At 71.9% G+C, this 20734-nt stretch carries 15 protein-coding genes; 8 read left to right on the top strand and 7 right to left on the bottom strand.

Going from position 1 to position 20734, the window contains the following annotated elements; translation table 11 throughout:
* Positions 1-77: 77 nt before the first annotated feature.
* Both AC07FT_RS34925 and AC07FT_RS34920 read right to left on the bottom strand, forming a co-directional pair.
* Positions 78-1418, bottom strand: coding sequence for an MFS transporter (locus AC07FT_RS34925; protein ID WP_479180140.1), 1341 nt, complete (start codon positions 1416-1418; stop codon positions 78-80).
* Between the two features lie 104 nt (positions 1419-1522).
* Positions 1523-2674 (bottom strand): XdhC family protein, encoded by a 1152-nt coding sequence (locus AC07FT_RS34920; RefSeq protein WP_479180138.1) that lies wholly within the window; start codon positions 2672-2674, stop codon positions 1523-1525.
* A 50-nt stretch (positions 2675-2724) separates the two neighbouring features.
* On the opposite strand from AC07FT_RS34920, the gene AC07FT_RS34915 reads away from it, so the two are divergent.
* The 5 genes from AC07FT_RS34915 to AC07FT_RS34895 all read left to right on the top strand — a co-directional run bounded on the left by AC07FT_RS34915 (position 2725) and on the right by AC07FT_RS34895 (position 8268).
* On the top strand, positions 2725-3318 hold the full coding sequence (locus tag AC07FT_RS34915; protein WP_471199664.1) for a 2Fe-2S iron-sulfur cluster-binding protein: 594 nt from the start codon (positions 2725-2727) through the stop codon (positions 3316-3318).
* Positions 3315-4316 carry an FAD binding domain-containing protein gene (locus AC07FT_RS34910; RefSeq protein ID WP_479180137.1) on the top strand — a complete coding sequence of 334 codons (1002 nt, stop codon included), beginning with the start codon at positions 3315-3317 and terminating at the stop codon, positions 4314-4316. The genes AC07FT_RS34915 and AC07FT_RS34910 overlap by 4 nt, the downstream gene beginning before the upstream one ends.
* Positions 4313-6469, top strand: coding sequence for a xanthine dehydrogenase family protein molybdopterin-binding subunit (locus AC07FT_RS34905; RefSeq protein WP_479180136.1), 2157 nt, complete (start codon positions 4313-4315; stop codon positions 6467-6469). The genes AC07FT_RS34910 and AC07FT_RS34905 overlap by 4 nt, the downstream gene beginning before the upstream one ends.
* A 10-nt stretch (positions 6470-6479) precedes the next feature.
* A complete protein-coding gene (locus AC07FT_RS34900; protein WP_479180134.1) occupies positions 6480-7127 on the top strand; it encodes a TetR/AcrR family transcriptional regulator in 648 nt (215 codons plus the stop codon).
* Positions 7128-7377: 250 nt separating this feature from the next.
* Positions 7378-8268, top strand: a complete 891-nt coding sequence (locus AC07FT_RS34895; protein WP_471199653.1) for a lysozyme — start codon at positions 7378-7380, stop codon at positions 8266-8268.
* Positions 8269-8334: 66 nt separating this feature from the next.
* Here the strand turns inward: AC07FT_RS34895 and AC07FT_RS34890 are convergent, their stop codons facing one another.
* The 3 genes from AC07FT_RS34890 to AC07FT_RS34880 all read right to left on the bottom strand — a co-directional run bounded on the left by AC07FT_RS34890 (position 8335) and on the right by AC07FT_RS34880 (position 12720).
* Positions 8335-8952, bottom strand: a complete 618-nt coding sequence (locus AC07FT_RS34890; protein ID WP_479180133.1) for an extensin — start codon at positions 8950-8952, stop codon at positions 8335-8337.
* Positions 8953-9181: 229 nt separating this feature from the next.
* Complete coding sequence (locus AC07FT_RS34885; protein ID WP_479180132.1) at positions 9182-10429, bottom strand: acyltransferase family protein; 1248 nt, start codon at positions 10427-10429, stop codon at positions 9182-9184.
* Positions 10426-12720, bottom strand: coding sequence for a glycosyltransferase (locus tag AC07FT_RS34880; protein ID WP_471199644.1), 2295 nt, complete (start codon positions 12718-12720; stop codon positions 10426-10428). The genes AC07FT_RS34885 and AC07FT_RS34880 overlap by 4 nt, the downstream gene beginning before the upstream one ends.
* Before the next feature lie 773 nt (positions 12721-13493).
* Between AC07FT_RS34880 and AC07FT_RS34875 the strand changes: the two genes are divergently transcribed.
* Positions 13494-14678, top strand: coding sequence for an FAD-dependent monooxygenase (locus AC07FT_RS34875; RefSeq protein WP_479180131.1), 1185 nt, complete (start codon positions 13494-13496; stop codon positions 14676-14678).
* A gap of 62 nt (positions 14679-14740) precedes the next feature.
* Here AC07FT_RS34875 and AC07FT_RS34870 read toward each other — a convergent pair whose 3' ends face one another.
* Positions 14741-15595 (bottom strand): ABC transporter permease, encoded by an 855-nt coding sequence (locus tag AC07FT_RS34870; protein ID WP_471199638.1) that lies wholly within the window; start codon positions 15593-15595, stop codon positions 14741-14743.
* Positions 15592-18372: an alpha/beta fold hydrolase gene (locus tag AC07FT_RS34865; protein ID WP_479180130.1), complete on the bottom strand. Its 2781-nt coding sequence runs from the start codon at positions 18370-18372 to the stop codon at positions 15592-15594. Before AC07FT_RS34865 ends, AC07FT_RS34870 begins: the two co-directional genes overlap by 4 nt.
* 175 nt (positions 18373-18547) lie before the next feature.
* On the opposite strand from AC07FT_RS34865, the gene AC07FT_RS34860 reads away from it, so the two are divergent.
* Together AC07FT_RS34860 and AC07FT_RS34855 are read left to right on the top strand one after the other, a co-directional pair.
* Positions 18548-19819: a VWA domain-containing protein gene (locus AC07FT_RS34860; RefSeq protein ID WP_479180128.1), complete on the top strand. Its 1272-nt coding sequence runs from the start codon at positions 18548-18550 to the stop codon at positions 19817-19819.
* A complete protein-coding gene (locus AC07FT_RS34855) occupies positions 19819-20685 on the top strand; it encodes a hypothetical protein (RefSeq protein ID WP_479180127.1) in 867 nt (288 codons plus the stop codon). Before AC07FT_RS34860 ends, AC07FT_RS34855 begins: the two co-directional genes overlap by 1 nt.
* The last annotated feature ends 49 nt before the right edge of the window (positions 20686-20734 follow it).

The raw sequence follows: 20734 nt of genomic DNA, 5'->3' as shown, positions 1-20734 counted from the left end.
CACGCCCGCGCCCTTTCTCCTTCCTTCCCCCCCCCCCCCCCCCCCCCCTCGCCCCCCCCCCCCCCCCCGGGGCGGGATCAGGCGGTGTAGCGCCGGAAGGACGGTACGGCGGCGGCCAGGCCCAGGGTGCTGACGGCGACGAGCAGACCGCCCGCGGTGACCGCGGCGCGCGGTCCGGCCAGGGATCCGGCGGTGCCGTGCAGCAGGTCCGCCAGCCGCGGTCCGCCCGCGACCACCACGGTGAACACCCCCTGCATCCGGCCGCGCATCTCGTCGGTGGCCGCGGACTGGAGGATCGCCCCGCGGAACACCATGGACACCATGTCGGCAACGCCCGCCAGCGCCAGGAACGCCACCGCCCACCACAGGTCGGCGCTGAGTCCGAATCCGGTGATGGCCACGCCCCAGGCCACCACGGCGGCCGTCACCATGAGGCCGTGGCGGCGGGCCCGGGAGAAGGTGCCCGACATCAGCCCGCCGGTCACCGCGCCGAGCGGGATGGCCGCGAAGAGCAGACCGAGGGCGAACCCCTCGCCCCAGGGCGCGTAGACATCCGCGGCGAGCTGTGGGAACAGCGCCCGGGGCATACCGAAGACCATCGCGATGATGTCGGCGACGAAGGACAGCAGCAGGATCCGGTGGGTGGCGATGTAGCGGAAGCCGTCGGCCACGTCCCGCCATCCGGCCCGGCGCCTGCCCCCGTCGGCGCCCGCGCCCGGGGGCTCGGTGAGCGGTGGCAGGGCGGGCAGCCGCCAGACGGCCCAGAGCGCCGCGCAGAGCGCGACGGCGTCGATCAGATAGAGCACCGGCAGCCCGAGTACGGGGATCAGGGCGCCCGCGAGCAGCGGACCGACGATCATGCCGGTCTGGGCCACGGTGGACTGGAGGGCACCGGCCGCGGGCAGTTCGCCGGCGGGCACCAGCCGGGCGATGGACGCCTGCCGCGCCGGGGAGTTCATTCCGAAGAAGCCCTGCTGGGCGGCGAGCAGCACCATGAGCAGCAGCACCGAGTCCAGGCCGGCGAAGGACTGCGCCCAGAACAGCACCGAGGTCACGGCGATGCCCGCGTTGGTGATCAGCATCAGGGTGCGCCGGTCCATGCGATCGGCGATGACCCCGCCCCACAGCGCGAAGACCACCAGCGGGAGCAGCCCCGCGAAGCTGGCGTAGCCCACCCAGGCCGAGGAGCCGGTGATGTCGTAGATCTGCTTGGGCACGGCCACGGCGGTCAGCTGACTGCCGACGGCGGTGACCGTCGTGGAGCCCCACAGCCGCCGGTAGGGCCGGTGGCGCAGCGGCCGGGTGTCCATCACCCAGCGGCGCCAGCCGGTCTTCGGCGGGGCGGGCGGGGCGGCGCCCTCCTCGGTTCCGCTCTCGGATGAGCCGGTGTCGTCGTCGGTGTTGCGCGCGGTCTCCACGGCGGTGGTGTGTCCTCCTGCGTCCGGGGGCCCGTCGGCCGGAGGCGGGTGTCCTCAGGCCGGGGACCATTGTGACGACCGCCCCGAGGGGCGGTGACACCGTCTCAGCCCCCGGCTGCCGACGAGATCGGCCGGTCGCCGTGGATCCGGCCGCCGAGGGAGGTCAGCCGGGTGCCGCTGCCGCCCCAGCGGTCGGCGATGATCTCGGCGGCGATACTGACCGCGGTCTCCTCCGGGGTACGGGCGCCCAGGTCCAGTCCGATCGGTGAGGCCAGCCGGTCCAGCCGGTCCTCGCCGAGACCGGTGGCGCGCAGCCGCCGCAGCCGGTCGTCATGGGTGTGGCGGGAGCCCATGGCGCCGACGTACGCCAGCGGCAGCCGCAGCGCCTCCTCCAGCAGCGGTACGTCGAACTTGGGGTCGTGGGTGAGGACGCAGACCACGGTGCGCTCGTCCACCCGGCCCGCCTCCGCCTCGGCACGCAGATAGCGGTGCGGCCAGTCGGTCACCACCTCGTGGGCCTCTGGGAACCGGCGCCGGGTGGCGAACACCGGCCGGGCGTCGCAGACGGTGACGTGGTAGCCGAGGTAGACGCCCATCCGGGCCATCGCGGCGGCGAAGTCCACGGCGCCGAAGACCAGCATCCGGGGCGGTGCGGCGTGGACCGACACGAACAGGGTCAGCTCCTCGTCGGTGCGGGTGCCGTCGTAGCCGTAGGCCAGGGTGCCGGTGCGGCCGCCCGCCAGCAGCCCGCGGGTGTCCTCGGCGACGGCCGCGTCCAGCCGGGCCGAGCCCAGCGAGCCCGAGGTGCCCTCGGGCCGGACCACCAGCCGCCGTCCCAGCCGCCCCTCCGGGTCGGGACCGGTGACGGCCACACAGATCACCTCGGCCACCGGCTCTCCGGCGGCCACCGCTTCGGCCACTCCCCCGAACTCGGGGAAGCCCTCGGGGTCGATCCGCTCCACGAAGACGTCCATGACGCCGCCGCAGGTCAACCCGACCGCGAAGGCGTCGTCATCGCTGACCCCGTAGCGCTGGAGCACCGGGGTGCCCCCGGCGGTGACCTCCTGGGCCAGTTCGTAGACCGCCGCCTCGACACAGCCGCCGGAGACGCTGCCCACCGCGGATCCATCGGGCCCGACCAGCATGCTCGTACCGGCGGGCAGCGGCGAGGAGCGCCAGGTCGCGACCACGGTGGCGCGGGCGAAGGGCTCGCCCTCACGCCACCACCGGTGCATCTGAGCTACGACGTCTCGCATGGATCCCCATTCTCCTCGCACCCGATGTAAGAGGTTGATACATTCAATGTATGAGCCTCTCACATCACTCACCGAGCAGCGACATCACTTTGCGGATCAATGGCACGGCCCACCCCCTGACCATCGACAACCGGACGACCCTGCTCGATGTGCTGCGCGAGCGACTCGGTCTGACGGGCACCAAGAAGGGCTGTGACCACGGCCAGTGCGGCGCCTGCACCGTGCTGATCGACGGCGAGCGGGTGAACAGCTGCCTGATGTTCGCGGTGGCCGCCGAGGAGCGCGAGATCGTCTCGATCGAGGGTGTCTCCGAGCTGGACGGCGGCACCGGACTCCACCCGGTGCAGCGGGCGTTCCTGGACCACGACGGGCTCCAGTGCGGCTACTGCACCCCGGGCCAGATCTGCTCGGCCATCGGCGCCCTGGACGAGGCCCGGCGGGGCTGGCCGAGCCATGTCACCGAGGACACCGGAGCGGGCGTGGCCGACGCCGCGGAGCTGGACGCACAGGAGGTGCGCGAGCGTATGAGCGGCAATCTGTGCCGGTGCGGCGCCTACAACGGCATCGTGGAGGCCGTCCTGGAGGCCGCGGGCGGCCCCGGTGAGGGCACCGCCGCCACGAGCCCGGCCGGGGGTGTGCGATGAAGGAGTTCGCTTACGCCCGCGCGGGCGACGCCCGGGAGGCCGCCGAGCTGATCGAACAGCGCCCGGACGCCACCTATCTCGGCGGCGGCACCAATCTGGTGGACCTGATGAAGCTCGGGGTCACCGACCCCGGTCTGCTGGTGGACGTGTCCCGGCTGCCGTACGACCGGATCGAGCACCGCGACGACGGTTCGGTGCTGATCGGCGCCACCGTGCGCAACGGCGAGCTGGCGGGCGACCGGGGGATCCGGACCCGCTTCCCGATGCTGTCCCAGGCGCTGCTGTCGGGCGCCTCCGGGCAGTTGCGCACCGTCGCCACGGTGGGCGGCAACCTGCTCCAGCGCACCCGCTGTGTGTACTTCCAGGACGTCACCAAGCCGTGCAACAAGCGTGAGCCGGGCACGGGGTGTCCCGCGGTCGAGGGCGCGCACCGCGATCTGGCCGTGCTGGGCACCTCCGACCACTGCGTGGCCTCCCATCCGTCCGATATGGCGGTGGCGCTGGTCGCGCTGGACGCCGTGGTCCACCTGCGGTCGGTGGACGGCACCACTCGCACGGTGCCGGTGGCGGAGCTGTATCTGCTGCCCGGTGACACCCCGCAGCGCGAGACCGTCCTCGAACGCGGCGATCTGATCACCGCGGTCGAACTGCCCGCGCCGCCGGCGGGCGCGGCGATGCGCTACCGCAAGGTCCGGGACCGCTGGTCGTATGCCTTCGCCCTGGTCAGTGTGGCCACCTCGGTGTCGGTGGCCGATGACGGCTCGCTCGCGGACGTGCGGATCGCGCTCGGCGGGGTGGCGCCGCGGCCGTGGCGCGCGAGCGTCGCCGAGGAGCGGCTGCGGGGGCGGCGGCCGGACGAGGAGACGCTGCGCGAGGCGGCGCGGGCCGAACTGGCCGCCGCGCGCCCGCTCCCCGACAACGCCTTCAAGGTCGATCTGGCCGTGGATCTCATCGTCGCGGGCATCCGCGACCTCAGCACGAGGAAGGACCGCGCATGACCACCATCGAGCGGACGGTCGGCGCCCCGATGACCCGGGTCGACGGCCTGGACAAGGTGACCGGGGCCGCGCGCTACGCCTATGAGTTCCCGGTCGGGGACGTCGGCTATGTGTGGCCGGTGCAGGCCACCGTCGCCCGCGGCCGGGTGACCGGTGTGGACCCGGCTCCGGCACTGGCCCGGCCGGGTGTGCTGGCGGTGCTGGACTCCGGCAACGCCCCGCGACTGAACGCGGAGGCCGAGGTGAGCGCGGACCTGTTCGTGCTCCAAGGCCCCGAAGTGGCCTACCACGGGCAGATCGTGGCCGCGGTGGTGGCCACCTCACTGGAGGCGGCGCGCGAGGGCGCGGCGGCGGTGCGGGTGAGCTATGAGCGCGAGCCGCACGACGTGGTGCTGCGCGCCGACGACGAGGCCGCCGCGGTACCCGAGACGATGACCGACGGCGGCCCGGGCTTCGCCGAGCGCGGGGACACCGATGCCGCGTGGGCGGCCGCCGAGGTCCGCGTCGACCACGTCTACACCACCCCGGTGGAGCATGTGAGCCCGATGGAGCCGCACTCCACGATCGCCCAGTGGGACGAGGACCGGCTGACCCTGCACAACTCCGATCAGGGCCCGTTCATGAGCGCCCAGCTGCTGACCGGGCTCTTCGGGCTCGAGGACGGCGCGGTGGAGGTCGTGGCCGAGTACATCGGCGGCGGTTTCGGCTCGAAGGGCATCCCGCGCTCCCCCGCCGTCCTCGCCGCGCTGGCCGCGCGGGCCGTGGGCCGGCCGGTGAAGATCGCGCTGACCCGGCAGCAGATGTTCGCGCTCATCCCCTACCGGTCGCCCACGATCCAGCGGGTGCGCCTGGGCGCCGGACGGGACGGCCGGCTGACGGTGCTGGAGCACGAGTCGGTGCAGCAGCGCGCACGGCAGGTGCCGTTCGCCGACCAGACGGTGAGCTCGTCGCGGATGATGTACGCCGCGCCCAGCGCCCGGACGACGGTGAAGGTGGCGCCGCTGGATGTGATGACCCCGGCGTGGTTCCGCGCGCCCGGCCACACACCGGGGATGTTCGCCCTGGAGTCGGCCATGGACGAGCTGGCCGTGGAACTGGGCATGGACCCGATCGAGCTGCGGATCCGCAATGAGCCGGAGGTCGACCCGGGCACCGGCAAACCGTTCAGCAGCCGCAGCCTGGTGGAGTGTCTGCGCCAGGGGGCTGCCCGGTTCGGCTGGGAGCGGCGCGATCCGGCACCGGGGATCCGGCAGGAGGGCCGCTGGCTGGTGGGCACCGGAGTGGCCGCCTCGCACCACCCCGACTACACCTTCCCCTCCTCCGCGCTCGCACGTGCCGAGCCGGACGGGACGTTCCTGGTCCGGATCGGCGCGGCCGACCTGGGCACCGGCGCCCGTACGGCGATGACGCAGGTCGCGGCGGACGCGCTGGGTATTCCGCTGTCGCGGCTGCGGCTGGAGATCGGCCGTGCGTCGCTGGGCATGGCCCCGTTCGCCGGTGGTTCGCTGGGCACGTCCTCCTGGGGCTGGGCGGTCGACAAGGCGTGCCGGGCGCTGCTGAAGGAGCTGGACGCGTTCGGCGGGGTGGTCCCGGACGGAGGTCTGGAGGTGCGGGCGGACACCACGGAGGACGTGGGCAGCCGGCCGGAGATGTCCCGGCACACCTTCGGCGCCCAGTTCGCCGAGGTACGGGTGGACCGGGACACCGGCGAGATCCGGGTGGACCGGATGCTGGGGATGTTCGCGGCCGGACGCATCATCAATCCGCAGACGGCCCGCTCGCAGTTCCTGGGCGCGATGACGATGGGTCTGTCGATGGCCCTGCTGGAGATCGGGGAGGTCGATCCGGTCTTCGGTGACTTCGCCAACCACGACTTCGCGGGCTATCACATCGCCGCCCACGCCGATGTGCCCGCGCTGGAGGTGGCGTGGCTGGAGGAGCGGGACAACAGCCCCAACCCGATCGGCGGCAAGGGCATCGGCGAGCTGGGCATCGTGGGCGCGGCGGCGGCGATCGCCAACGCCTTCCACCATGCCACCGGACAGCGGGTGCGCGATCTGCCGATCCGTCTGGAGCGTTCGCGGGAAGCCCTGCGGGCGGCCCGGGGCCTGGAGCGCGGGCCTGCGGGGGGCGCTCCGCGCCAGGTCGGATAGGGTCGGCCGGATGGCAGCCACCGGGCGAGGACGCGACACCTACCACCACGGCGATCTGGCCGCGGCGCTGGTGCAGGCCACCCTGGACATCGTGAACGAGGTGGGAGTGCGCGGCTTCTCCGTCGCGGAGGCCGCGCGCCGCACCCGGGTGAGTCCCGCGGCGCCGTACCGTCATTTCGCCGACCGGGACGCCCTGCTCGCGGCCGCCGCCCTGGAGGTCTCGCGGCGGCTGCGGGCGATCCACGAGGAGGCCATCGCCACCGTGGACACCCCGCAGGAGCGACTGGCCACGGTGGCGGGCAGCTATGTGCGTGCGGCCGCCCGCTACCGCAGCGGCTTCGACATCCTCAACGCTCCCGGTCTGCGCGCCGCCCATCCCGAACTGCGGGAGGCCACACGGGAGTTCGTGGACCTGCTGCTGCCGAGCGCCTTCGAGGTGCTGCCGCCCGGCCGGGGGGCGGAGACCGCGGTGGCACTGCTGGACGCGCTGTACGCCCTGGCCCGTGGCTATGTGGCCCTGCTGCTCGACGGCAGGTTCGGCGATCCCGGCGAGGTGGCCGAGGCCATCGCCCAGCGGGCGCTCCGGGGCGCTCGGGCGCTCGTGGCGGGGTACTGCATACCGGACGAGCCACCGGCGGGCGGTCATCCGGGGTGCTGAGGGATCCCTCCATGGCCACGGATGGCGGAACAACCAGCGCAATTCTCTGACCCAGCTGTGAATTCAGGATTTCCCACCGCATGGCGGGCTATGCCCACTTGACTCCCAGTTGGTCACTACCAAAACCCCTCGTTCAGCTTCCCCTTCATGGTTCTACGCGCGTACCTTCGAATGCGGAACGGAGACACGGCGTTTCCCCGGTGTCTTCGCGCCCGCTCTCCCCCACGGAGCACCCATTCCGGAGGAACACATGTCTTTAACTTCAGACAAGGGCACGCGCCGGGCCCCGTCCCGGCTTCGCTCCCCCTACGCCCTCGGCGGACTGGGGGTCGCGGTCACCGCCGTCGTCCTCGCCACCCTGGCGCCCGCCATGGCCTCGGAGCCTCCCGGCGCCCCCGCCGCCACCGGATCCGCAACGCCCTCCCCCCTCGCACACCCCGAAGGGGACTGGATGGGCTCGACCATCGCCGACCACGAGGCCACCGACCCCGACGCGGCCGCCAAGGCCACGCTCGCGGGCGGTGTGGAGGGAGTGGACGTCAGCAATTACCAGGGGACGGTCGACTGGGCCGCCCTCGGGAATGCGAATGTGCGGTTCGCCTATGTCAAGGCGACCGAGAGCACAGGCTATAAAAATCCCTCGTTCTCCGCGCAGTACGATGGCGCCGCACAACAGGGAATACTGCACGGCGCCTATCATTTCGCACTGCCCGATCGGTCCAGCGGCGCCGCCCAGGCGGACTACTTCATGAACAACGGCGGCACCTGGACCGACGACGGCACCACCCTGCCTCCCGTACTGGACATCGAGTACAACCCGTACGGGGCGGAGTGTTACGGACTGACGCCGGCCCAGATGGTCGAATGGATCAAGGACTTCAGCGGGACGGTGGCGGCGCGCACCGGGCGTGCACCGGTGATTTACACGACCACCAACTGGTGGGCGACGTGCACCGGCAACAGCCCGGACCTGGCGGAGAACCCGCTGTGGCTGGCGCGTTACGCGGCCACCCCCGGGCCACTGCCGGCCGGATGGTCGTCCCAGACCTTCTGGCAGTACACCTCGACCGGACCGGTGGTGGGCGACCACGACCAGTTCAACGGGGATGAGAACGCCCTCAAGGCCCTGGCCGAGGGGTAACCGTCACCGGACGCGCCCGGGCGGCCACCACAGGCCGCCCGGGGGCGTCAAGGTGGCCCGGAGGTGTCAGCGGCCGAGCACACCGCCTATGCCGCCGATGACCCCGTCGAGGGTGTCACCGACGCCGTCCACCACACCACCCACGACGCCCTTGCCGTCATCGCCCTTGGTCTGCGGCGACGTCGGGCGCTCACTCGGCCTGCCCGAGGAGCCCGTCGCCTCGTCACCGGGGGCCTGGCTCGCATCGGTATGCCCGGTGGGCACCTGATCGGCCCGCTGCGCCGGAGCGGTGGCGGCGTGGGACGGTGTGTGCTCCGGGGCGCTCGTGGCCGGGGAGTCCGGCGCGGCGTGGCGTCCGGAGCCGCCGTCGGTATGCGCCGCCCGGCCGGACGACGCCGTGTCCGGTGCGTCCGGGGTGCCGGGAGTGTCCCGGACCGGCCTCGGCTCCTTGGAGGCGGACGGGGTGGCATGGCTGCCGGAGGGCGTGTTGTCCTCGGCCGGGTCGACGTCCGGGGACTGCTTCTGAGCCGAGTTCACATCGGAGCGCGCCTCGACGGACCGGTCGCCGTTCATCGACGAGTGGAGACCGAAGGCGATGCTGCCCGCCACACCGAGGGCGGCGGCCGCCTTGAGCGTGTTGGCGCGCGCCTGCTGCGCCGGTGTCGGTCGGCTGTGTCGGCCCATGGTGTCGCTGTCTCCCCGTTGTGCGTGGCTTGTCCACCGCGGTGCGCATGGATCGTGCGGCGCACCAGTAAAGCCTGATCACAGCGGTGAAGGACAGCCCGATGCGCAGTTGTTACACGCTGAACAACTTGGCGGATGGTACCCCGTCGCGAGACCGCGACACACCGGGTGGGGAGGACATGGTGCGCGGTTCCCGGTGTGTGGCGCTCACACACCGGGAACCGCGGATTCACGTCCGGGCGGTCGCCTCCGGGTAGAACTCCCGCGGACGGCCCCGGGAGTCCTTCAGCCGGGCGAGCAGACTCGCCGGGTACTCGATGGCCCAGTAGCTCAGCAGCGCCACCGGAACGGCCACCGCGAGCACCACCACCACGGCGAGGGGGAAGCCCTCCTGGCCCGACGGGGGCAGCAGTCCGCCCCGGTAGAGCGCGAGCATGATCGGCTCATGCCAGACGAAGAGGCTGTAGCTGGCCAGACCCACCATGGTGAGCCAGCGGGTCGTCAGCCACGCGCTCCACCGTCCGTGGCGCTCCACGTGGACGGTGCTGAACAGCAGCACGGTCCACAGCAGCGCGGCCAGCGGATGGTAGAAGGTGGTGGCGGGGTCCTCCGCGTTCTCACCGGTCAGCGACAGGGTGTAGAGCCCCGCCATCGCCGCCAGCCGCAGGGTGAGGGCCGCCCGCGGGCCGAGCTTCCCCCGGTCACCGAGGGCGACGGCCGCCACCGCCAGCCCCATGCCCGCCGCGAATCCGCCGAAGCGGGCCTGCGGCCCGAAGTACACCGGCCATTCGGTGTGCGGCACGTGGAACCCGTAGCGGGCCACCGCGATCCAGATGAACGGACCGATGTACAGCAGCGCACATCCGACGGCGCACACCGCGACCCGCGACGACCTCCGGCTCAGCGGCCGGGCGGCACGGGCGGCCAGGGGCCCCAGCACCACCAGGGCGAAGTAGAACATGATCTCCAATGACAGCGACCAGGTGGGGCCGATGGTGTAGAAGATCTGCTCCTTGTCGAACACCTGGGTGAAGGTGAGGTGGCGGACCAGGTCCGTCCACTCCCCCGGCAGGGTCGGGTTGCGGGTCGCCCAGATGAGCGCGACCGCCAGGAAGTACAGCGGTACGATCCGCACCGCCCGCCGGAACAGGAAGGTGCGGGCGGGCCGGGTGGACGATCCGTCGATGGCCGCCTTCGCGTACGACAGTGTCAGCAGGTACGCCGACAGGACGAAGAAGAAGTCGATCACCTCCAGCGAGACCAGGGCGTTCGCGTACCGGTTGCCCACCGGTGGGTGCGAACCGTCCCGGTCGTAGGTGAAGTACTGCTGCCAGACGTGGAAGACGACCGTGGAGAGCGCGGCCAGTCCGCGGAACCCCTGGATCTCGCCGTTGCGGTCGCGGGCGGGCTTCTCCGGCCGCTTCCGCGGGCGGGCGGTCCGCGCGGGTGGTGCGGGCGCTGTGGACACCGTGCTCACGAGTCGCTCACCGCCTTGCCCTCGGGGCGCGGGGTGACCCGCCACTGGCGGTCCCGCAGCACCTCCTTCAGCAGCGCCTGCCGCGCCACGATGTTCTTGAAGTGGCTGTAGAAGAGGGTGGACACCAGCAGGTACTGCCAGAACCACGCCTTGCGGCGGCGCAGTTCGGGAACGGCCAGCCGCCATGCGAACAGCGCCTGCACCACACCCGCGGACAGCGTCAGCAACGTGGCCAGCAGGCAGATCGGCACCGTCCAGTCGAGCTGGTCCACTCCGCCCGCGCGCCATGCCGAGTACAGCAGCACCGGCAGGATCTGGAGGGTCAGCCAGGGCTGGATCTCCCGCCATCCCAGCAGCACCAGCAGTCCGGCCTTCTGACGGACGGTGAACGTCTTGGAGCGCAGCGCCCGGGACAGGTACTTCAGCGACACCTGGAGCCAGCCCTGTGCCCAGCGGGAGCGCTGGTTCCACAGCGCCTTGAGGGTGGTGGGCGCCAGCTCACGCGAGACCAGGGTGCGGTCGGTGGCGAACCGGGCCCCCTCGTGCAGCGCGCGCATGGTGGAGTCGATGTCCTCGGTGAGCATCGTGCCGTGCATACGGGTGCGGGCGAGCAGATCGGTGCGCCAGAACCCGTTGGATCCCCCGAACACACCGAAGGTGTAGAGCCGGGTCCGGCCGGGGTGGCTGACGGCGTAGATGGCCTCGAACTCCACACCCACCAGCTTGGACACCCAGGAGCTCTCGCCGTTGCGCACCACGCAGTGGCCCTGGACCACGTCGTAGCCGTTGGAGAGCCAGTGCCACGCGTGCTGGAAGGCGTCGGGGGCCGGATGGTGGTCGGCGTCGAAGATGCCGACCACCTCACCGCGCACCCGGGTGACCGCCGCGTTGACGTTCTGCGCCTTGGAGGTGGAACCCGCCACGGGCAGCAGCACCAGCCGGGAGTCGCGCCGGGCCATCTCCCGCAGGGTGTCCTCGACGGGCATGGGGTGCGGCGTGTTGTACGCGAGCACGATCTCCAGCTCGTTGGGGTACTCCAGGCGCAGGAACGACTCGACCGTGTCCACGATGGTGGCCGCCTCGTTCGGCAGATACGCGGCGATGACCGCGCTGGCCGGGGGGTACGGCTGCGAGGGGCGCTCGGGGCGGGGGGTCGCGTCGAGCGAGAAGAGGCACTCCAGCACGATCATCCCGGCGGAGAGCACCAGCCCGGACACCACCACCCAGTACGCCGCCGAGCCGATGTCCCAGCCCAGTGTCGCGTATGTCTGCTGGTAGACCACGAACGGAATACCGACGCCCAGCACCAGTACCAGTAAAGGCGAGAGCGCGGAGAGCAGTCCGCGGACGCCTTCGGCGAAGGCGCGGCGCACACGGGGGGCGCCGCGCATCCACGCGGCGTACTTCACCGGCCGCAGATCGCGGTGGCGCATCGCCTCGTTCACGGCGTCCCGGGCCCACTGCACGGCCAGGCCGTGGTCGGAGCAGTCGGCCAGCGGGACCCATCCGATGGCGGGGGTCAGCCGGACGTTCTCGTCCGCCACGACGAAACGGGTACCCGCCACCGCGTTGGCGAAGTTCTGCAACCTCTCGCGTGCGGTGTCCTCGTCGATCCCGGGCATGAGGATCAGCAGACGGCCTTCCTCGTCCCAGCCGAGCCGGTCGCAGAAGTCCTCCAGTTTCCCGGCCACTCCGGCCAGCCGCTCGGCCACTTCCCGGCGCACCCGCTGGCCCAGCCGGGCCTCGAGCGCGGCCATCTCGGCTACGGCCACCATGGCCACCACACCACCGGTGCGGCTGGTCTCCACCCGCCGCAGCTCACGGTCGAGTTCGCCGAGGAAGTGGCGCTGGGAGTACAGACCGGTGCGCGGGTCGAGCATCAAGTTCTCGACCGGCACCGGAACACGGCGCAGTTTGGCCTCGATCCGGGCGGACAGCTCCACGGGGTCGGAGCTGGCGGGCACACAGTCGTCGGCGCCACCGCGCAGCAGGTCCGCGACATCGTCGGGGCCCGGGGTGGTGGTCACCATCACCAGGGGGAGGGCCCGGCCGGCGGGGGCGGCGCGGACCTCACGTATCACCTCCAGACCGTGCCGGCTGTCGTCGAGCGCGACGATGGCGTCCGGGGGCGACTGACGCACCTGGCGGTCGACGTCGCCGGGCGACGCGTGGCTCACCTCGTGCCCGGTGGACCGCAGGGTGTGGGTCAGCTGGTCGAGCCGCGGTCCGGGGGTACCGACCGCCAGGACGTGTCCGCTCTGACCCGGTGTGCCGTTGCGGGGGCCGGGCACGCCCGGTGGGGACGATTCGCGTGATCGTGGCTGGTGCGAAATGAGCACCTGTCCGTTCCTTTCTCACAGTTGTGCGTCGCCGAACGGCCGCGGGCATAGCGGATCACCGGCCGGGCGGGAGCAGACCGCCGGGCCCGTCGTGACTGCGGACGGGCTGGGCCGGAAGACGGCGTCGCCGGGGAGGCCGGTGTGCCGGGGTGGGGGGCGGCGGACACAGCGAGGTGCCGCCGCGGTCCCGGACGGTGCCGGTCTCGCGGTGTATCTGCCGTTCGGACGGGGCTGGGGGCGGCTACGCCGTGGCCATGACCGATCCGCGCGAGGAGAGGTGAGGTCTCCGGCGGGGTCCGGGACAGACGCGCGCCGTGGCATCAGGCCCTCGGGACACGCGAACGTGCTCCAGTGAAATCTTCATGTGGTCCCATCCTGTTCGGATCGTGGGGGGCGGACCGAACATCACCAGTGCGACCGTACCGGCGAGTTTGATCTCACCGGTCGGAAACCTAAGTCTCATCGATCACAGTGGAACCACACAACACATCGGCGTAACACTCTCATTAATGGCTCACTTCCCCATGATGTCCCCACACGCCACGGTGGCCTTTTCCAACTCCGTTGTGCGGGAGGTGTGTCGAGCGTGTGGAAGGCGTGTCGGTGAGGTGTCGGCGCCACGTCGGTGGGAATCACACGGCGCCGGTCCGCCGTCGGTGGCCTGTCGGTGCTTTTCCCCAGTCTTCGAATACAGGGAAAAGCCCCAGGCTGAAACGGAGAACACCATGCGCGGAACGAGGGTTCTGATTTCCGGCGCCAGTATCGGCGGACCGGCACTCGCCTACTGGCTGGACCGCTACGGATGCGAGGTCACCGTGGTGGAACGCGCACCGGAACCACGTCCGGGCGGGCAGGCCATCGACGTACGGGGACCGGCGCTCGAGGTGTGCGAACGCATGGGTGTCCTGGCCGGGATCCGGCGCGAGAGCACGGGGCTGCGCGGGATGTCGGTGGTCGACGACGACGGGAAGGAGCTGTACAGCACCAGCGAACGCACCGCCACCGGCGGGGAGATCGCCGGCCCCGATGTGGAGATCCTGCGGGACGATCTGTCCTCGATCCTCCGCGCGGCCGGTGGCGGGGGGATCGAGTACGTCTTCGACGACGCGATCGCCTCGATCGCCCAGGGCTCCGATGAGGTGGCGATCACCTTCCGCAGTGGCGCCCGGCGCTCCTTCGACATCGTGGTGGCCGCGGAGGGGGTGCACTCCAGCACCCGGTCGATGGTCTTCGGACCGGAGGAGGACTTCCTGCACCACCTCGGTGTGTACCTCGGGGTGTGGACGGTGCCGAACTACCTGGGGCTGGACCGCTGGCAGGTGGTGTACCGCACCCAGGGCAGCATCTGGGGCGGGCTCGTGATGAGTGTCCGCGACAACACCGAGGCCCGTGTGTTCATCGGCTACCACTCGGACGAGCCGCCCTCCCGCGTCCTGGGCGGCTCGGCGGTGTCCGACCGCAAACGGCTGGTGGCGGAGGCATATGCCGGCGCGGGCTGGGAGATGCCACGGATGCTGGAGTACATGTGGGGCGCGCCCGACTTCCACTTCGACTCGGTGTCCCAGATCCGGATGGACTCCTGGACACGCGGCCGGGTGGCGCTGCTGGGGGACGCGGGCTACTGCGGTTCACCCATGTCGGGCCAGGGCACCAGCATGGCCCTGGTGGGAGCCTATGTACTGGCCGGTGAGCTGAAGGCGGCGAACGGCGAACACACCGCCGCCTTCGCCGCGTACGAGCGGGAGCTGCGCTCCTATGTGACGGCCAATCAGGACTTCGCTCTGTCCAACAAGAAGCGGATGGAGGCCACCCTGGAGCAGAATCCGGCCATGGCGGGTCCCGACACGATGGCGGAAGGCCTGGCCGAAGCCCAGGAGATGATCCACTCGCTCACCCTGAAGGACTACTGACCGGCTCCTCCTGTCGGGGCCCGGGCCGCGACAGGAGGACGGCTCTCAGCGCTGTGGACGCCTCACGACACCACGTCCTTACGGGCGAAGCCACGGAAGGCGAGCGCGAAGAGCACCAGCGCATAGGCGATGGACACCGCCGCCCCCTTCAGCATGCCGCCCCACTCCAGATGCGGCTGGAGCGCATCCACCCAGGCGAACTGCCAGTGCGCCGGGAGGAACTCACGCCAGGACTCCAGGGCGGTGACGGCGTCCAGCACACTGCCGATGATGGTCAGCCCGACCGCCCCGCCCACCGCGCCCAGCGGCGCGTCGGTGACCGTGGAGAGCCAGAACGCGAGGGCGGCGGTGACGAGCTGGGAGACGAAGAGGTAGGCCACCACCAGTCCCAGCCGGGCGAGACTGTCCCCCGTGGCCATCTCGCCACCGGTGGGGAGTTGCAGCGGTCCCCATCCGTAGGCCACCGTACCGACCACCAGTGCCACGAGCGGCAACAGCACCATGGCCGCCGCGCTGAACACCAGCCCGATGGTCAGTTTGCTCGCCAGCAGCCGCGCCCGGGGCACCGGTGCCGCCAGCAGATAGCGCAGTGACGACCATCCGGCCTCGGAGGCGACCGTGTCCCCGCAGAACAGCGCCACCGGAAGCACCAGCAGGAAGGCGGCGGACACGAACAGCGAAGTGGCGGCGAGATTGGCACCGGATGCGGTCGCCGTGGTCATCACGGTGATCCGGTTGTTGCGGCCCTCGGGCGCGCCGCCGACGGCGAACGCCGCCACGAGCACGAGGGGCAGCGCGGCCAGCACCGCGCCCATCACCAGTGTCCTGCGCCGCCGCAGCTGCCGTACCGCCTCGACCCGCAGCGGCAGGGTGTGGCGGGCCCGGTAGCCGGGCGCCGCATCCGTCGCGGAACTCATGCGGATCCTCCTTCGATCAGCGTCAGGAACGCGTCCTCCAGGCGCCGGTGGGGCCCGAAGCCGGTCACCGGGATCTCCAGCCGCACCAGTTCGGTCAGCAGCCGCGCCGGAGCGGCGCCGTCGAGCTCCACCAGCAGTCCGGCGTCGGTGCGGCGGGCGGACTCGACACCCGGCAGCGCGGCCACCTTGTCCACCAGGGCGTCGCTCAGCTCCCCCTCGTGGCCCACCAGCACACCGCCACCGGTACCGGTGATCTCGCCGACGGGTCCCGCTTGCACCAGCCGCCCGCGGTCCATGACCACCAGATGAGTGCAGGACTGTTCCACCTCCGCCAGGAGATGGCTGGAGACGATCACGGTGCGGCCGGCCGCCGCGTACCGGATCATCACTTCGCGCATCTCCCGGATCTGCGGCGGGTCCAGTCCGTTGGTGGGTTCGTCGAGGATCAGCAGATCCGGCAGGCCGAGCATGGCCTGGGCGATGGCGAGCCGCTGGCGCATGCCCTGGGAGTAGGTCCGCACCGCGCGCTCCAGGGCACCGCCGAGGCCCGCGATCTCCAGTGCCTCCTCCAGATGCGCGTCCTCCGCGGGGCGTCCGGTGGCCCGCCAGTACAGCTCCAGGTTGGCCCTGCCGGTCAGATGGGGCAGGAACCCCGCGCCCTCGACGAACGCGCCGACGCGGGAGAGGACGGGGGCGCCGGGCCGGATGGCCCGACCGAAGACCCTGATCTCCCCGTCGTCGGGGGTGATCAGCCCCATCAGCATCCGCAGGGTGGTGGTCTTGCCCGCACCGTTCGGTCCCAGCAGTCCCAGCACCTGGCCCTTCTCCACCCGGAAGGAGAGGTCCCGTACCGCGTACCGGTCGGCGGACCCGGCGTAGCGCTTGCTCAGCCCGGTGATCTCCAGGGGTACATCGGCCCGTTGTGGATCGGGGGCGGGCGCGGCCGTCCGGCGCCTGCCGGTGGCCAGCAGCACCAGCGCCACCACCGCTCCGCCCAGCGGCAGTCCCCAGACCCACCAGGGCAGGGGCGCGGGCTGGGTGTGCACACCGGGTGCGGTGGGCACCGAGATCCCCCGGCCTGCCAGGGACACGGTGTACGTGGCGGGTTCGGCCGGGGAGGCGTAGCCGAGGTCGGTGGAGGCGAGCACCAGCCGCAGCCGGTGGCCCGCGATCACCTCGTGGTCGACGGCGGGCAGCCGGAGGGTGACGGTACGGCCGTCCCCGGCGTGCGGGACACGCACGGGGGTGACGAGTTGCTCGGGCAGGACCTGTTTCCCGTCCGGTCCGACGTCGTACACCTTGGCGAACAGCACGGCGTCGTCCGCGTCCGCCTTCACCCGTACGGTGACCTCGGGCGAGCCGGTGATCCGCAGCGACCGGTCCAGTGGTGCGGAGTCGAAACCGGCGAACTGACCGGGGATGTCGGCGGAGAAGCCGACGCCGAACGAGGCCGCCTGCGACAGCCCTGCCACTCCGGGCACCGAGGACACCGAGGGCGGCCCCGCGCCGGGCGGGTTGGCGAAAGACTGCTCACGGCCGCGCAGCGCCACGTTCCGCGGACCGTCCCCGAGACCCGGATAGCGGTCACCGGTGGCGCCGCGCATCTGGACGGATCCGTTGGTGGAGTCCACACCGCCGCTCCGGGTGACCCGGAACGCGGGGCCGGTGTCCACGCCCCGGTCGCCCTTGAGGTGGCGGTCGAACCAGGCGCGGACACGGCTCTGCACACGTGCGGTCTCGTTGTCCCCGCCGTCGTGGCCCCCGGCGATCCAGTCGACGGCCACCGGTGCGCCCCGGCCCTTGATGGACTTCGCCATGGCGTCGGCCTGGCCGAGCGGGAAGAGCGAGTCGGACTGACCCTGGAGGATCAGGGTGGGCACCTCGATCCGGTCGGCCACGGCCGACGGGCTGCGCTCCTCCAGCAGCCGCCGGGCAGCGGCGTCCGGTTTCCCGGCGACCGCGACCCGCTCGTACATCGCGCACAGCCGCTTCTCGAACCGTCCGCAGCCTCCGTCACCACCGCGGGCCGGGCCCGGGGCGGACGGGTCGCCGGGTGCCGTAGGACCGTCCCCGGTCCCCTGGCCGCCGCGCTCCTGCGGCTCCCCGTCCCCGTCCTCCTCGCGGCCGGCGAGGCCGGTCGAGCCGGTGGAGAAGAAGAGCCCGGCCCACAGCTTCTTGAACACCCCGTCGGGGAAGAGCGCGTCGGCCAGGTTCCAGTAGGTGATGGCGGGCGCGATGGCGTCGATCCGCCGGTCGTACCCGGCCGCGAGCAGCGAGACCGCCCCGCCGTAGGAGGCACCGGCGGCCCCGACCCGGGGATCGCCCCGGTGGTCCAGCCGCACCTCCGGACGGGTGGCGAGCCAGTCGACCAGCCGCCGCACATCGGCCACTTCGCGGTCCGGGTCATTGAGCCCGATCTTCCCGGTGGAGCGGCCGAAGCCACGTGCCGACCAGGTCAGTACCGCGTAGCCGTCGCGGGCGAGCCGCTCGGCCTGCTCACGGACGTCGTCCTTGGAACCGCCGAAGCCGTGGGCGAGCAGCACCGCGGGCCTGCGGCCACCTCCCGCCGTGAAGTAGGAGGTGTCCAGGCGGGTGCCCGGCATGTCCAGCACACGGTCCTCGCGGTGCACGGACGGCTGGTCGCCGGAGGCGGCGACCGCGAAGGTGCCCGCTCCCGCGAGGAGGGTGACGGCCGCCGCCGAGGCGAGCAGCCGCCGGCCCCTCAGCCAGGCCGGCCGGCCCCTCGGTCGCCACAACCGGGTCTTTCGGAGATCCATGCCTGCACCCTAGGCATGCCGGAGCGGCCGCGGCGCTGACACCGGGCGGATTCCCGCCCCCTCCCGCGGGAGTATCCGGCCACCCGCCGTACACCCGACGCGGTACGGAGGCCGCCACGACCAGGTGGTGCCACGGCTTTTGGACCCGTCATATGATGCTCCATAAGATGCCGCGGTGATCATAAAGAAACGTCTGGTGACAGGCGCTGCCGGGCTGCTCACGGCCCTCGCCTGCGGCCTGATACTCCCACCCACCGCAACCGCCGACGAACCGTCGCGCCCCTCCCCCAAGGTCGAGCTGGTCCTTGACGTCAGCGGGTCGATGCGCGCCCGCGACGTCGACGGCGCCTCCCGGATGTCCGCGGCCAAGCAGGCGTTCAACGAGGTGCTGGACGCCACACCGGACGAGGTCCGGCTCGGAATCCGCACGCTCGGCGCCACGTACCCGGGCAAGGACCGCGAGGTGGGCTGCCGGGACAGCAAGCAGCTGTATCCGGTGGGCCAGGTGGACCGCACCGAGGCCAAGGCGGCCGTGGCCACGCTGCGTCCCACCGGCTGGACACCGATCGGTCTGGCGCTGCGCGGGGCATCCAAGGACCTCGCGGGCGACGACGCCACCCGCCGGATCGTGCTGATCACCGATGGCGAGGACTCCTGCGGACAGCCCGACCCGTGCGATGTGGCACGTGAGCTGGCCGCGGACGGCACCCACCTGGTCGTGGACACCCTGGGACTCGCCCCCGACCGCAAGGTCCGTGAGCAGCTGAGCTGCATCGCCGAGGCCACCGGGGGCACGTACACAGCGGTCCAGCACACCGATCAGCTCTCCTCCCGGATCAAGCAGCTGGTGCGCCGCACCGCCGAGACCCCGGTGCAGACGCCCACCGGTATCCAGGGCGCGGCGCAGTGCGCGAGCGCCCCTGAGCTGGGATCCGGTCTGTACAACGACCGTGAGCGCTTCGGCGAACACCGCTGGTACCGGATGAAGGTGGCACCGGGCGAGGAGCTGCGGGCCTCGGTGAGCGTGGCGGCGGACCGCGCCGTCGACCCCGACTACGGCGTGCTGCTGCGCGCCGTCACCCCGGGCGGCACGGAGCTGGTGCGCGGCAGTGAGGCGGGCAGTGGCCGTACGGACGTCATCTCCACCGGGTTGCGCTATTCGGTGCCCGACGCGGAGGACGACGACGCCGACACCACGCCCCGGACGGTGTGTCTGGAGCTGAGCCAGTCCTTCTCGGCCCCCGCGAACGTCAAGCGCACTCCCGGTCTGCCGGTCGAACTGGCCGTCGACGTGGTCGACAACGACGAGCCTCCGGCGGACATGGCCGCCTTCGGCCTGGGCCGTGGCTGGGTGCTCCTGGGTGTGCTCGCCCTGACCGGCCTGGTCGTGGGATCGGTCTGGGGCTGGGTGGCCCGCTGGCGCATCACCGTCTGGAGGTCCAACTGATGCGAGCCCTTCGTAAGGCGGGCGCTGTACTCGCCCTGTGCGCCGCGGCGCTCCTCACCACCGTCGCTCCGGCCGTCGCGGACGGCCGGGACGGCACGGACGACGGTGACCGCAAGGACGGTCTGACCGAGGCGGGGACCAACTTCCGTACCGCCACCGACCTGGACCAGGGCGAGAAGGGCACCGCCTCGGCCTCCACCGGTGACTATCTGTACTGGGCGGTCCCGGTGGCCGCCGGGCAGATCCCCACGGTGGAGGCCGAGGTCAAGCTGCCGGACACCGCCGCCCGCCACGGCGGTGCCACCTGGCAGCTCGATGTGTACGACGGGCTGCGCCGCCACCAGCCGTGCGCCTCGGGCAGCCCGGCGCGCCGCGCGGACGAGCAGGACACCTCGGTGAACCTGAGCTGCACGCTGCGCCAGGTGCGGTCGTGGTCCGAGCGGTGGGCCAACGATCCGCTGCCAGGCGCCTATTACCTGCGGCTGACCGTGGTGGACCTGCCGCAGCAGGACCTCGGACTGCCGATCGACGCCGAGATCACCACGACCACGCACGACGGCGGTGGCAAGCACTCGGACGGCGGGGAGCTGGCCGAGCCGCTCAACCCGTCGCTGCGGGCGGGGACGATCGCCGAACCGGAGTCCGAGGCCCCGGACGACACCGGCTCCGCCGACTCCGAGGAGGAGTCGCCGCGCGCGGTCGCCGAACCGGAGGACGGCTGGGGCTCCGGCTGGTGGTCGGACCGCTGGGTGTGGACCGCGGGTGGCGGGGCGCTCGGCGCGCTCGCCGCGGTGGGCGGCTACACCCTGACCCGGGGGCCGCGTTCCTCCGGTACGGGCTCGGGCCGTCCCCCGGCGGACGGCTGAGGTCTGCTCGGGCTGGGCCACCGCTCCGTCCCCACTGGGACGAAGCGGT

This window comes from Streptomyces sp. NPDC045899, from assembly GCF_056431485.1.
This window is presented reverse-complemented; position numbering and strand designations above follow the sequence as displayed.